Below are 14,280 nucleotides of genomic sequence, written 5' to 3'. Positions count from 1 at the left end.
TATGGGATCAGGTTTGGGGACCGCTCTATTCGGAAAATAGAGGTAAATCCTCCACAAGATATTGCATTCTCCTATGCGGCATTCAAATCAACTTATTTTTTTCTATTGGAAAAGTGAATACCAGCAGTGAGTACAACAGTGACTGTACGTACCCGGTAGGATCCTAATAAAAGCCGGCAAAATGCCAGTTTATATCTGTGAATAGCTGGTGGGTTTTAAAAATGTGCGGGTGATTTTGGAGATCAGTTTCTTATCCGAATATTCCTCCATGCTGGCAATCCTTTTCCATTCCGGATCACTGCCAAAGGCTTTCCAGTTAAGATCATGCTTTTCCATATTATCGAAAGTGATCATGTATGTCAGATTAGGACGTGCCTCCCCAATCAGCGTTTCTCCAAAGAATACCGGCGTGAGGCCTGTTTTTTTGAAGATATCGATCTCCCCGCCTTCATTGAACATCTCAATCTTCTTCTTCCCGGCATATTCAGTAGGGCTTTCATAACGGCGCAGCTCAAAGATCCTTTCCTTTCCGGCAGGAGCTACCAGGTTGGGCATACCGCTAAAAGACTTCAACAGCGAACTCTGAATACGCTCATAGGCCGGAGCATCTGCGGGCGCCATCAGGTAATCAGTGGCCGCCTGCTGAAAGGTAATATCCTTAGCGAGTGTTACATCCATGCCGGTAAAATCATCCAGCGAGGGAAAGGAGATCACCACAAAAAGCCGGGTATGCCCCGTTGGCTGCATTTCTGTAAATACCCCTACATGCTTGCAACCCATCCGGTTCAGCGCCGGAATGGCAGCCTGCGCCAGGTAAGTCTCCGTTAATTGTTGCTGGGCATCGTCCTTAAATGAATATACACGCAGTTCATAGTACTCCTGTTTCTTTTTGCCTGCATCGGCTGATAATACGGCAGCAGGCACCAGGGCAGTGGAGGCTCCTGTAAGTAAGGTGGACTGTATAAAGCGGCGTCTTTTCATGATCGGTGAGTATAGGTTGGAATAATTCCCAGTTTGTTGCCCCTGTAAATTAATAAAACCGGAACGATTTCGGATCAGAATTCCCGGTCAGGGCTGCCGCATGATCCCATTTGTCTTCCGGGGGCAAAAATAATAAGAAACCGGCAGGATCGAAATCACTGCCGGTTTTTTAGAAGACCATTGATTACAATCAATCAGCTGTATTTAATCAACATGTCCAAATCGCGGAGCCATTCTGGATTCTGAATTCTGTATTCTGTATTCTTCCCCTTACGTCAGGGATACCGTCCTCCGTTGCTTCCGCTTGTGAGAACGCCGGTAAAATATCTCCACGATCAGCGGAAATATCAGCAAGGTCAATATCGTGGAGCTGATCAACCCCCCGATCACCACAATGGCCAGTGGTTTCTGCGTCTCCGATCCGATACCCGTAGACACCGCCGCGGGCAGCAAACCAATCGCCGCCATCAGCGCTGTCATCACCACCGGCCTGATCCTCGAATTCACCCCCTCCCGGATGGCCTCTGCCAGGGGCACTTTCTGGTGCAGGTTCTGCTTGAATACCGAGATCAGGATCACTCCGTTCTGAATACAGATACCGAACAGTGCAATAAATCCAATACCTGCCGAAATACTGAAGATGGTACCTGTAATATGCAGCGCCAGGATACCCCCGATCAGCGCAAAAGGTACATTGACCAGCACCAATCCCGCATCTACTGCATTGCCAAATGTAATGAAGAGCAGGATGAAGATCATCACCAGCACCACCGGTACCACCTGCGACAGTTTTTTCTGCGCCCGCACCTGGTTCTCAAACTCTCCACTCCATTCCACATGAAAGCCTTTGTCCAGCTTTATCTGTTTGTCAACCTTTTGTTGCGCTTCCGCAATCGTACTTCCCATATCCCTTTCCCGGATAGAGAACTTGATAGCAATAAAACGCGTATTCTTGTCCCGGTAAATAAAGGCAGGACCAGTCACCGTTTTAATATCCGCTATTTCCCGCAATTGCACTTTGGCCCCATGGATGGTAGGCACCATCAGCTTGCCGATCTTGTATTCATTATCACGGTATTCCTCCGGATACCGGATGCGGATGTCAAACTTCCTTTCCTGCTGGTAAAAGGTAGATACCGATTTACCGCCGATCGCCATTTCTATCACCGCATTCGCATCCGCCGTAGTGACCCCGTAAATACCCATCTTTTGCTCATCCAGTACAATACTCAGTTCCGGCTGACCAATATTCCGCATAATACCCAGGTCTTTTACACCCTGAACCTTACCGAGAATATTGTATACACTATCTGCCAGTTTATCCAGCTTCTCCAGGTCATTGCCAAAGATCTTTACTGCCAGGGAAGCATTGATGCCCGCTACCGCTTCTGCCACGTTATCAATGATGGGCTGAGAATAATTATACACGACGCCGGGATACTGCCGTAGCCTGGCATCCATCTCTTCCACCAGTTGCTCCGTAGATATCTTTCGTTTCCACTCCTTTTTGGGTTTGAGGTTTACCTGGCACTGTACATAATAAAACCCCGAAGGGTCTGTACCATCATTGCTGCGCCCCGTTTGCGACAATACACCGTTCACTTCGTCAAAATCGTTGAGTATCTTTCTGAACTCACTTACAAAATGCGTGGTATTGCTAAGGGAACTGCTCATGGGCAATTTGGCTTCTACCCACAGCGCCCCTTCATTCAGCGTAGGCAGGAATTCACTCCCCAGGAATTTAAAGGAGAAAAGTACACCCCCCATAATGCCAAATGCTACCATCAGGCTCAACTTCTTATGTCCCATCGTGAAGTTGAAACCCTTATTCACGATCCGGTTGAAGAAATTAACCACCGGGTTATTCCTTTCCCGTACATTTTTACTCAGCAGTATACTGGAAAGTACAGGTACCAGTGTAAGTGTAAAGAGTAAGGCGCCCAGCAGGGCAAAGCTCAATGTCCAGGCCAGCGGCGAGAACATTTTACCTTCCACTTTCTCAAAGGCGAAAATGGGAATAAGGCTTGTGATAATGATCACCTTGGCAAAAAAGATAGCCTTCGCCAGCGAAGAGCCTGTTTTCCGGATCATGCTCAGCTTGGCCATTTTATTGTACTTCTCCATTCCCACTTCATGCGCCTTGTGTGCCAGCACCACAAACAAACCTTCCACCATCACCACCGCACCGTCTATGATTATCCCAAAGTCAATGGCGCCCATCGACAGCAGGTTGGCACTCATCCCTTTCATGCGTAAGCAAATGAACGCAAACAACAAAGACAAAGGAATAATGATCGATACAATGACCGTCGTTCGCCAGTCAAACATAAAGATGAATACGATCAGTGTCACCAGCAGGATACCTTCTACCAGGTTGTGGATGATCGTATCTGTACAAAAGTCCATCAGGTTGTCCCGGTCATAAAAGGTCACCAGTTGTACATCCGATGGTAATACATGTTCATTCAGCTCTTTGATCTTTTCTTTTACCCGCGCCAGTACCTCCCGCGGGTTCTCTCCTTTGCGCATCACCACAATGCCTTCCACTGCATCATCATTGTCGTCCAGCCCTACTTGTCCTACACGTGGTACATGACTTTCTACCACTGTAGCCAGGTTCTTTACCAGTATCGGCGTACCATTGATATTGTCTACAATGATATTGTCGATATCCTTGATCTTGTCCAGTAGTCCGATGCCGCGCACCACATAAGCCTGCCCGTTTTTCTCGATTACATCTCCGCCCACATTGATATTGCTTTTACTCACTGCATTGTAGATCTCCAGCGGCGTAATATCATACCGGGCCAGCATGATGGGGTCTGCTTTTATCTCATACGTTTTCTCTGCCCCGCCAAATGCTACCAGGTCTGCCACCCCCGGAATACTGCGCAGCTGCCGGTCGATCACCCAATTCTGGATAGTGAGCAGGTCCGTAGAGCTTTTCCCTTTACCCTGTATCGTATACCGGAATATTTCTCCGGTAGGCCCATATGGCGGCTGCACATCTGGTTCTACATTCTCCGGCAGGCTCACATTTCGAAGCAGGTTATTCACCTGCTGTCGCGCAAAGAAATCCTCCACATCATCATCGAAAATGATCTTGGTTACCGACAGGCCAAACATCGAAATAGAACGCAGCGTACTTTTCTTCTGCACCGAGTTCATGGCCACCTCGATCGGCACCGTTACAAATCGTTCTACTTCCTCCGCACTCCGTCCGGGCCATTGCGTCACAATAATGATCTGTGTATTGGTAACATCCGGAAAAGCTTCCAGCGGTGTTTTAATATAACTCCAGATACCGCCGATAATGATCAGCAGCGTCATGAAAAATATAAAGAACCTGTTCTTTAAAGAAAAGGTTACAATGTTCGAAATAAATTTATTCATAGTCCAAAGACATTTTGCAATAATTGTATCGTGTTGTCAGGCTGAGCCTGTCGAAGCCGCTCGTTGCCTCTATGCCTTGTTGCCTCGTTGCCCTCCCTAATCATTCAGCGCATCGTACACCAGCAACTGGTATTGTGCAATCACCTTTTCCCCGTCTGCCAGGCCACTTTTAATATAGGTGGTACTACCAATCGTTTTGAATAACTCCACCTCCCTGGTTTCTATATTGCATTTGTCTTTGTATACCATGACGAAATTCTTGTTCTTATCAAATATCACTGCCTGCGCCGGGATGGCCGGCATCTTTTCGTTACCCTCCGTGTATTCTATATTGATCTGCGCAAACATTTCCGGTTTCAGCAGGTAACCCGTATTGGGTATCCGTATCCTTACCTTCATAACCCGGCTTTGCGGATCCAGCATGGAGAAGATTCTGTCTACCTTTCCTTTGAACACCTTGTCTTTATAAGCGATCACCGATACATTCGCTTCGTAACCCGTTTGTATCTTGGGTATATCACTTTCAAATACATTCGCTATTACCCACACTTCATCCAGGTTGGAGATAACGAAAAAGGGCTGCGCCCCATCTGCCCGGTAATGCATCTGATCTGTTACATTCTTTTCTACTACAAAACCCGATACCGGTGCCGTGATCGTTTGTAAGGCATTGCCTTTGGACCCATAGATCGCATTTGTTTCCCGGATACGCTTTAGGTCCGCTTTCGCTTTCTCCAATTCCGTTTCAGCTCCTACCACATCTTTTTCCGTGGCCAGGCCCGCCGCAAACATATCCTTATTCGAAGACAGTGCCTTCTCGGCCATCTTTACATTCGATTCTGCATAGGATAGTTGCCCCTGGTAATCGGCGATCTCACTGCTCCGTATTACTGCCAATACCTGCCCCTTCTTTACATAATCGCCCAGTTGAACTTTCAGCGATTCCACCAGGCCCCCAACTACCGGGAATACCTTGATCCACTTATCCTCATTCGCTTCTATCTTGCCCGAAAGCGCGATCTCATTTTTCACTGTATCTGATTGTACCGTGGCGATCTGTATCCTTTTCTGTAAAGTATCAGTCAGGCAAAAAGTTTCTGGCGCGGCAGGGGTCGCTTCACTTTCCCGGCAGGAGGACAACTGTAGCAGCAGGCCACCCATCAGGATTATAAACATGCATTTCATATAATGATTTTAGGTTGTTTTAATTGAAAAGGGTTTTACCTACTGCGAAGTTCAGCGCTTCCATAGCCTGGTCTTTTTCATTCTGCAGCTGATTCCATTGCAATACATTGTCTTTCCATGATTCATAGAAATCAATAAATTCCAATAGGCTGATGTTCTTCTTCTGAAAATTGTCAGTAATGCCCTGCAGTAGCTTATCAAACTGCTTTTTGAAACCGGGGTCAAAAGATTGCAGCATCCTGTCTGTGTTCAAGGCCTTCACATAAGCTTTCTGAACCTCATTTTCTACCGTTAGCTGCTGTTGCTCCAACAGCACCTTGCTTTGTTCCACTTGTGTTTGTGCCGCCTTGATATGACCCTGGTTGCGGTTAAAAAAAGGAAGGTCGATAGCGGCAGTCAGGAAACTGGCATTGTTCACAAAGCTCCCCCGCTTATCAAATTCAACCCCCAGCGTAAGGTCGGGTGTGCGCAGCGCCTTCTGCAACTGATAGTTTTGCTGACTGTATACTGTATTGGCATTCGCTGCTTTCAGATCGTACCGGTTATTATAGGCACTGTCTACCAGCGCCTGCAAAGGGTATTGCTCCAGGGCTTCCGGGCCATCGCCCATCCCCATCGGCAAATAATAATGCTTGTTGTCACGCATCAGCAATTGCAGTTCAGCCTGCAGGTCATTCAACTGGTTTTGTAAACCCGTTTGTTCTGCCTGCAAGGTGTACAATAAGGATTTGATGCGCACCGCATCTTTGAGCGTCACCACTCCTTTTTCCTGCAATTCGCTATAAGCCTTGCTTAATTGTTGAAGCGAATTGATCTGTACCTGGTAAGCATCTTTTGATTGATGCAGGTGCAGTATGCTGTAATAATTGCTGCGTAGCGAATAGCGAAGCGTGCGGAGCAGGTCGTAAAAATTATACGCTGCGATCCTGGCGCTGGTAGTGGCCAGGCCAATCTGCTTGTTGCGTTTGCCGGCCAGGGTGATCAGTTGTTGGATTTGAATATCATATTGTCCGGTTTTGTTAGAGATGTCAAATGGTTTATGCAGGTCCGGGTTATAAAGGTTGCCACTTGCCAGCAGCGTTGGGTTATTGTACAGCTTTGCCTGTATAATGGCTGCCTGGGCAATAGTAATATCATATTTTGCTGCCAGCAGCGCAAGGTTGTTTTGAAAAAATTGTTGTTCGGCTACTTGCAGGGTAATGCGTAGCGTATCCTGGGCATTGGTTACAACGCCGGTCAGTAATACCGCTAGCACTACCATGCAATGCCTGAACAGAAAATAACTTCTGATCATACATTGATAATTTTAGTCAGGGACGGAAACGGGCCAGGCCCAACATGCGCATTGACCAGTCACCAGATATACCGGCGCCTGTAGCATGCTGTCTCGGAAAAACAATAAATAGGATACTACCTGGTCTATACACCAGATCAGTGGTTACTTATGCATTACACGCATCGGGAGGGGGCGAAACGATGTTTGAATAGCCTTTGCAGGTGGGGTACACCTGTTGACCGGCTTTTTGTGCATCCTTATCGGTCTTGTTGGTGGGAATAATAACTACTTTCTGGAAGAACTGGCAGCAAAGCGGGTTCCAGGAAAACTTTTCCAATCCATTGTTCTTTGGCATGCCATCACTATCATCATCATTGTCAGGAATGTACCCGTCATCATCCATGATCTGCTCGATCACAAACTCTGTAATACTGTCTATATCATCCTCATGGGCGCCGCCCGTTGAGCGTGAGCCCATGGCAAATGTCAGGTAGTCCAGATCGATACTCTGGTTGAGTATAGAAAAAGCGACTAATATGAGTATAAACCTTGACATTGCTTGTAAACAACAGCAAATATAGAATACACAGCCTGAAATTCATATTTTGTCGAATAGCAAGGCGTTAACACCGCGTTAAGTTACTGCCTGCAATAACCGACCACCACTTCCGGCAAATATTGCCAGGTTGCGGGTCAGCCAACAAACCCATCGTCCAGACCCTTCTTTTACAGGTGTTGTAAGTGGTTGATTATGAGTTGTATATTTATTTTTCCCGATAGCGTAACCCGTTTTTCCTGATAGGGCAGCATCTATCCTGTCAGATGAATTTCTTTTGCAAAAATTACTGACTGTGAAATGTTTACGCTTTGCTTTAGGAGTCTTGATGTTCGGAATAACAGCTGCTTACGCACAAACAGAAATAATTACCTCATCAGCGAGTTCATTACCGATAGATACCAGTGCTCAAACAGGTACTACAGGAACGATCAGAGGAAAAATAGTTACTACAGATGGCAATCCGGGCGCTTATGTAAATGTTGTCCTGAAAGAGATTAATAAAACAGTGGTTACAGACGAGACTGGATTATTTGCCCTCAGAAATATTAAACCAGGTGTCTATACTTTACAGGTTTCACATACAGGTTTGCAATCTCAGGAAAAGCAGGTAGAGATAGCAGCCGGCGATACCAAAGAATTTAATTTCACACTTCATGAAACCTCACTTCAGTTAGAAGAGGTGATTGTGGAAGGCCGCAGAAGCCTTAATTCCAAAGTAGTCACTGTAGGAAAAGCGCCCATTGCGCCCATGGATCTTCCGCAAAGCATTACAGTGGTAGGACAGGGGCTGATTAGGGACCAGCAGGCCCAGCGTTTAAGCGATATTATTAAAAATGTAAACGGCATATATGTCTCTACCACCCGTGGTAATACCCAGGAAAGCTTTTCCGGGCGTGGTTATGCTTTGGGCAGCAGTAATCTATTTAAGAATGGCACCCGTGTCAATTCAGGCGCCATGCCCGAAGTAAGCTCACTGGAAAGAGTCGAAGTGCTCAAAGGAAGCGCTGCAATCCTTTATGGCAACGTAGCGCCGGGCGGTATTGTAAATATGGTCACTAAGCAGCCTAAATTCAATTTTGGCGGCGAAGTATCTTTCCGCACAGGAAGCTACGATCTGTATAAGCCTTCTTTCGATGTATATGGCCCTGTTACCTCCAACATCGCGTATCGTCTCATTGGTACCTATGAAAGTGCTGGTAGCTTTCGCAATCAGGTAAGCTCCGAAAGATATTATATCAATCCTTCCTTGTTGTTTAAACTCGGTAAACGATCAGAACTGCTGTTACAGGGCGATTACCTGAAGCACGACTTTACACCTGATTTTGGCATCGGTACACTGGGTGGCAATAAAATACCAGATGTAGACCGTTCCTCTTTCTTCGGTACCCCCTGGCAGTATACTAAAACGGAACAAGCCACTGCCACCGCTACTTACCGCTACCACCTCAATGAATCCTGGAATATCAATTTCACCGGCTCTTACCAGCAATACAAAAGAGATTATTTTGGTGTGGAACGCATACAGGCCGCTGCCGATGGTAAATGGGCACGCCCCCTCGGCAGAAATAATACAGAAGAAAACTATTATATAGCCCAGGTAGACCTGACCGGAAAATTCAAAACCGGCAGGTTTGAACACACCTTGCTGGCTGGTGTCGATGCTGATCGTTATGAGATCACAAATCTTGGCTACAATACACCCACTAAGGCCTATGACACCATCAATATTCTCGATCCTGCCAGGTACCTGCCCCGTACAGATATGCCTGTAGTATCAGCTATCAGGTCTGTAAAAACACCTACGAACCGTATTGGCGTATATGTTCAGGACCTTATTAGCATCACTGCTCAGTTAAAATTACTGGTAGGTGTACGTTATTCCTATCAACGTGCTTTTGCTCCTGATTCTACCACTTTTGCTACCGGAGCCAAAACGAAAGGGCAGGACAAAAATGATGATGCCTTCTCCCCCCGTGTGGGGTTGGTTTATAAGCCATTTACCAATACTGCCGTGTTTGTAAGCTATGCCAACTCTTTCTCCGTAAACTCAGGTACGGATATTTATGGAAATGCTTTGAAACCGTCTATCATCGACCAATATGAAATAGGAGTCAAGAATGATTTCCTGAATGGATTACTCTCTGTTAATGTTACCGGCTACCGGATCGTGAACAATAATTTTGCTGTTACAGCACCATTTACTTCCACCGGTGCACAGAATAACAATACTTCCATTAAACAGCTTACCGGACAAACCACCAGTGATGGTATAGAACTGGATATCTCTGCTCACCCATCCAGCGGGTTGGATATAACTGCTGGCTACAGCCACAATTATATGAGGTATACCAAAACAGACACTACCACAGGAAGCTATGTGCAAGGGGAAAGACTGGTGAATACGCCTACCCATACGGCAAACGCCACTGTTTTCTATACTTTCACCAGCGACAAACTGAAAGGGCTGAAAGCAGGTATTTCCTTCCTTTATATTGGTAAGCGTAATGCGGGATGGAATAATCAGTATAAGCTGAATAATTATCCCAACGCGTCGCGCTTATTTGAAGTAGGCGGTTATACTACCCTTGATCTTTCAGCCGGATACTCCTGGAAAAAGATTGCTGTACTGGCCAAATTGTCCAACGTAACCAATACACTGAATTATCTGGTGCATGAAAATTACAGCGTTAATCCACTTGCTCCCAGACAATTTGCTGCAACTGTTTCCTACAGGTTCTAAGAAACCATTTTAATCATATCCCTCCTTTTTTATTATTATTGTAATACTGATCGATTGTCAGTATTACAATAATAATAAGCGATTTCAAATGCCTGCATCCTTTTTACCTTCTTGTTCAACCATACGCCATTTTACCCTTGCTATCCTGTTCCTGTTAATGGCCGCTTTGCCCGCCTCTGCACAAAGCACCATTATAAAATACCTCTCAGGTACCGATAAAGACCATACCGTATCCTGGGATTTCTTTTGTACTAAGGGAACGAACAGTGGTAAATGGACTACTATAGGAGTGCCCTCCTGTTGGGAACTCCAGGGCTTTGGCCATTATGATTATGGCCGCGTAAAGCTGGCCGACCAGTCTGATGAAGTGGGTAAATACCGTTACCGTTTCCAGGTCGATAAACAATGGAAGGGACAGCAGGTCAATATCGTGTTTGAAGGCTCCATGACCGATACCGAAGTAAAGATCAATGGCAAACTGGCTGGCGCCCTGCACCAGGGTGCTTTTTATCGCTTTGCCTATGATATTAGTACGCTGCTGCGTTATGGGTCATCCAACCTCCTGGAAGTACAGGTGAGTAAGAAATCGGCCAATCATTCCGTTAACCTGGCCGAGCGTGACGCTGATTTCTGGATCTTCGGCGGCATCTTCCGCCCCGTATACCTGGAAGTAAAGCCGGTTACCCATATTGAAAGAGTGGCCATTGCAGCTTCCGCCGAGGGAAATTTCAGCATGCAGGTGATCAAACGACAAGCCGATCCCGCCTATAAAGTGGAAGCCACCATCAGTAAGGTAAACAGTAATACGGTGCTGGCTGTATTGAACACCGCAACTTCTTCCGGCGATACGATGGACATTATGCAAACATTGGTATCCAACCCCGATCTGTGGAGTCCGGAGTTTCCCCATCTGTACAAAGTGCTTGTTGCTTTAAAAGATAAACAGGGTAAAGTAATACATACACTCGAAAAGAAATTTGGTTTCAGGAATGCGGAGTTGCGCCCCGGCGATGGCTTTTACCTCAACAATAAAAAAGTGATCTTCAAGGGTGTCAACCGCCACAGCTTCTGGCCCGAAAGCGGCAGAACCCTCAGCAAGGCCCTTAGCATAGAGGATGTGACCCTGATGAAGGATATGAACATGAATGTTGTACGCATGTCACACTATCCTCCCGATCAGCATTTTCTCGATGTATGCGATTCCATGGGTCTCATGGTCAGTGATGAATTAACCGGCTGGCAAAAAATGTACGATGATACTACTGCCCGCCGCCTCGTAAAAGAACTCGTGATCCGTGATGTTAACCACCCTAGTATCATCCTGTGGGCCAATGGCAATGAAGGCGGCTTCAATCGTACCGTGGATGGTGATTACAGTTGGTACGATCCCCAGCGCAGGCATGTCATCCATCCCTGGGAGAAATTCAATCATACCGATACCAAACATTACCCCGATTACAATTACATGGTCAATGCCTCCCTGTATGAAAAGGAGGTTTACTTCCCCACCGAATTCATGCACGGGCTTTACGATGGCGGTCATGGCGCCGGGCTCGACGACTTCTGGAACCTCATTCTCCAAAGTCCCCGGGCGGCAGGTGGCTTTCTCTGGGTGTTTGCTGATGAAGGGGTAGTGAGGCGTGACAAGAACGACAGCCTGGATACTTATACCAACAATGCACCGGACGGAATTGTAGGTCCGTATCACCAGAAGGAAGGCAGTTACTATACCATCAAAGAAATATGGTCTCCCGTATACATAGGCCCGCAAACGATCGGCCCTTTGTTCACCGGTCGCATCGCTGTGGAGAACAGGTATATGTTCACCAACCTTGATCAGTGTACGTTCAAATGGACATTAAAGCGCCAGGAAAAAGGAGCTATGACGATCGTCGATTCCGGTGCTGCGGCAAAACTGTCTGTACAGCCGGGAGAGCATGGTATGCTTAACCTGCAATTGCCCACATCATGGAATGAGGCCGATGCATTATACCTCACTGCAACAGATCCCTATGGCAAGGAAATATTTACCTGGAGCTGGCCCATTGACCAGGGAGAACAGCTGATGGCACCACTGCCCGATGACCTAAAACCCAATGGCACTATAAAAGCCAGGGAAGAAGGCAATACATTGATCGTGCAGCAGGATAGTATTGCTGTATACTTTGATAAGACCACCGGGTACCTGTCCAAAATAGTTAAAGGGAGTGCAGAGTTGTCTTTAGCAGTCGGTCCGGCATTGGCGGGATTTGACCAGCAATTGTCATCTTTCTCCCACACCGATATATCAGGTGGATATATAGTAAAAGCTGCTTATAAGGGCAAGGACAATTGGCTGAATGCCACCTGGACCTTCAGTCCCGGTTCACTCGTAAAGCTGGAGTATTCCTTTTCACAGCGTGGCGAGGCCGACTTTATGGGCATTACTTTTAACTATCCGGAGGAAAAAATAAAAGGTATGAAATGGCTGGGCAGAGGGCCTTATCATGTTTGGAAGAATAGATTGAAAGGGTTACAGTGGGGTATATGGGAAAAGGCGTACAACAATACCATTACAGGTGAGCATGGTTGGCAGTACCCAGAGTTTAAAGGCAACCATGCGGAAGTATCCTGGGTTACCGTGCAAACCAATGAATTTCCTTTTACCGTGATCCCGGCCGACAAAAAGATATTCGTGCAGATGTTGAAACCGGAAAGCCCCAAAGGCGCTTACAACAACAATACCACCGTCAATTATCCGGCGGGTAATATAGGGTTCTTAAATGCCATACAAGCTATTGGTACCAAGTTCCAACCAGCCTCCGTCATGGGCCCGCAAAGCCAGAAGAATGTGCAGCTCAATGCCCCTTACCAGGGTGTATTGTGGTTTGATTTCAGATAGGGGTAGTCCTTGTCACGCCGAAGAGGTATTTTCGATCTGTGAAAACGAATGCTTATGATCTCCTTGTCGGGTTTTTGGTCAACCATCATTTTATTAGGCATCGTGCAAGGCCTGATACTCAGTGGTCTCCTTTTTGCCTCCCGCAGACACCAACTGCCTAGCCGTATACTGGCAGTCCTGATAGGCCTCATTACCCTTGCCTGTCTCAATATCTACCTGTTGGATGTAACCTGGTATAATACCCGTACCATTTGGACGATACTCGCCAATGCACTACCCCTGGTAGTTATCATGCCCATCGGCCCGTTGATATGGTGCTATGTGCAGGCAAGCATGGACCCATCCTTCACCTTCTCCCGTAAATACTATATTCATTTTTATCCCGTCCTTATTGACCTCATTCCTTATACTCTGGCCTTTATGGCCGATATGGCCTTCCTTAATGGGATGGCGTCTCAACAACAGCGCTCCTGGATCAGTGGTTTTGCAGACTCCTGGAATGTGTACGCCGATATTCCCCGCTGGTTTTCCATTACCATTTACTGCTGGTTGTCCCGCCAATATATAATGAAGCGCAAGTCGGAACAATTGGATATAGCAGATGACACAGCCCGGTGGTTGCAGCAGTTCCTCTTCCTTTTCCTCGTATTCCAGGGCATTTGGTTGCTTTACCTGGTGCCATATATCATTCCGGCTACCCGTCAGCCCCTGCTCAATGCCGTAGGTTGGTACCCTATTTTTGTACCCCTGGCTGTATTGATCTATTGGCTGGGCCTCAAAGGTTACCTGGTCAACAGCAGGATCACTACCGTGCAGCAAAGCAATAAGACTGTTGCTCCGGCATCACGGTTGCCGGATGACTCGGCAGAAGCATTCATCCAGCGCCTCCAAAAATTAATGGAAGCAGCGCAGTTATACCTCGATCCTTCCCTCACCGTGAATAGCCTGGCGCAGCAGGCCGGTATGCCTGCCAAAACAGTTTCCGCCGTGCTGAACCAGCACCTCGATAAAAGCTTTTCCACCTTTGTTAATGAATACCGCGTGGCCGCCTTTAAAAGAAGGATCTTACAGCAGGATGCCAGCCAGCTCACCATCCCTGGTATTGCCATGGAATGTGGCTTTTCTTCACCTGCCACCTTTCAACGCATCTTTAAACAGCTTACCGGCACCACCCCCTCCCGGTTCATCCAGGAGGCAAAACAGGCCGAAACGCCCTAAAAGCCCCTCAAATCCGGAATTGAGCGACCGTTTTTTAGCCCGTTCAG

General features: G+C 46.8%; 8 protein-coding genes. 3 read left to right on the top strand and 5 right to left on the bottom strand.

Annotated features, from left to right (window positions below; genetic code table 11):
* Positions 1-189: 189 nt before the first annotated feature.
* The 5 genes from D3H65_RS15445 to D3H65_RS15425 form a co-directional block, all read right to left on the bottom strand.
* Positions 190-981, bottom strand: coding sequence for an NIPSNAP family protein (locus D3H65_RS15445; protein WP_119051173.1), 792 nt, complete (start codon positions 979-981; stop codon positions 190-192).
* A 270-nt stretch (positions 982-1,251) separates the two neighbouring features.
* Complete coding sequence (locus D3H65_RS15440; RefSeq protein ID WP_119051172.1) at positions 1,252-4,374, bottom strand: efflux RND transporter permease subunit; 3,123 nt, start codon at positions 4,372-4,374, stop codon at positions 1,252-1,254.
* 96 nt (positions 4,375-4,470) lie between these two features.
* Entirely contained in the window at positions 4,471-5,559 is a 1,089-nt protein-coding gene (locus D3H65_RS15435; RefSeq protein WP_119051171.1) for an efflux RND transporter periplasmic adaptor subunit, read from the bottom strand.
* Between the two features lie 19 nt (positions 5,560-5,578).
* The gene (locus D3H65_RS15430) at positions 5,579-6,853 is read right to left on the bottom strand and encodes a TolC family protein (protein ID WP_245999754.1); all 1,275 of its coding nucleotides are present in this window, start codon (positions 6,851-6,853) and stop codon (positions 5,579-5,581) included.
* Between the two features lie 148 nt (positions 6,854-7,001).
* Complete coding sequence (locus D3H65_RS15425) at positions 7,002-7,391, bottom strand: hypothetical protein (protein ID WP_119051170.1); 390 nt, start codon at positions 7,389-7,391, stop codon at positions 7,002-7,004.
* Positions 7,392-7,719: 328 nt separating this feature from the next.
* Between D3H65_RS15425 and D3H65_RS15420 the strand changes: the two genes are divergently transcribed.
* The 3 genes from D3H65_RS15420 to D3H65_RS15410 all read left to right on the top strand — a co-directional run bounded on the left by D3H65_RS15420 (position 7,720) and on the right by D3H65_RS15410 (position 14,233).
* Entirely contained in the window at positions 7,720-10,134 is a 2,415-nt protein-coding gene (locus tag D3H65_RS15420; RefSeq protein ID WP_119051169.1) for a TonB-dependent receptor, read from the top strand.
* An 88-nt stretch (positions 10,135-10,222) separates the two neighbouring features.
* Positions 10,223-13,015, top strand: coding sequence for a glycoside hydrolase family 2 TIM barrel-domain containing protein (locus D3H65_RS15415; protein ID WP_119051168.1), 2,793 nt, complete (start codon positions 10,223-10,225; stop codon positions 13,013-13,015).
* Positions 13,016-13,069: 54 nt separating this feature from the next.
* Positions 13,070-14,233: a helix-turn-helix domain-containing protein gene (locus tag D3H65_RS15410; RefSeq protein WP_162915653.1), complete on the top strand. Its 1,164-nt coding sequence runs from the start codon at positions 13,070-13,072 to the stop codon at positions 14,231-14,233.
* The last annotated feature ends 47 nt before the right edge of the window (positions 14,234-14,280 follow it).

It is taken from the genome of Paraflavitalea soli (genome assembly GCF_003555545.1).
Taxonomy (GTDB): domain Bacteria; phylum Bacteroidota; class Bacteroidia; order Chitinophagales; family Chitinophagaceae; genus Paraflavitalea; species Paraflavitalea soli.
The sequence above is the reverse complement of the archived record's forward strand: the minus strand, read 5'-3'. Positions and strand labels throughout refer to the sequence as shown.

What these genes read in the sequence shown, in the direction of transcription:
- D3H65_RS15410 (WP_162915653.1), top strand. Translation starts at nt 13,070, where the DNA reads ATGATCTCCTTGTCGGGTTTTTGGTCAACCATCATTTTATTAGGCATC.
- D3H65_RS15430 (WP_245999754.1), bottom strand. Translation starts at nt 6,853, where the DNA reads ATGATCAGAAGTTATTTTCTGTTCAGGCATTGCATGGTAGTGCTAGCG.
- D3H65_RS15425 (WP_119051170.1), bottom strand. Translation starts at nt 7,391, where the DNA reads ATGTCAAGGTTTATACTCATATTAGTCGCTTTTTCTATACTCAACCAG.
- D3H65_RS15435 (WP_119051171.1), bottom strand. Translation starts at nt 5,559, where the DNA reads ATGAAATGCATGTTTATAATCCTGATGGGTGGCCTGCTGCTACAGTTG.
- D3H65_RS15445 (WP_119051173.1), bottom strand. Translation starts at nt 981, where the DNA reads ATGAAAAGACGCCGCTTTATACAGTCCACCTTACTTACAGGAGCCTCC.
- D3H65_RS15415 (WP_119051168.1), top strand. Translation starts at nt 10,223, where the DNA reads ATGCCTGCATCCTTTTTACCTTCTTGTTCAACCATACGCCATTTTACC.
- D3H65_RS15440 (WP_119051172.1), bottom strand. Translation starts at nt 4,374, where the DNA reads ATGAATAAATTTATTTCGAACATTGTAACCTTTTCTTTAAAGAACAGG.
- D3H65_RS15420 (WP_119051169.1), top strand. Translation starts at nt 7,720, where the DNA reads ATGTTCGGAATAACAGCTGCTTACGCACAAACAGAAATAATTACCTCA.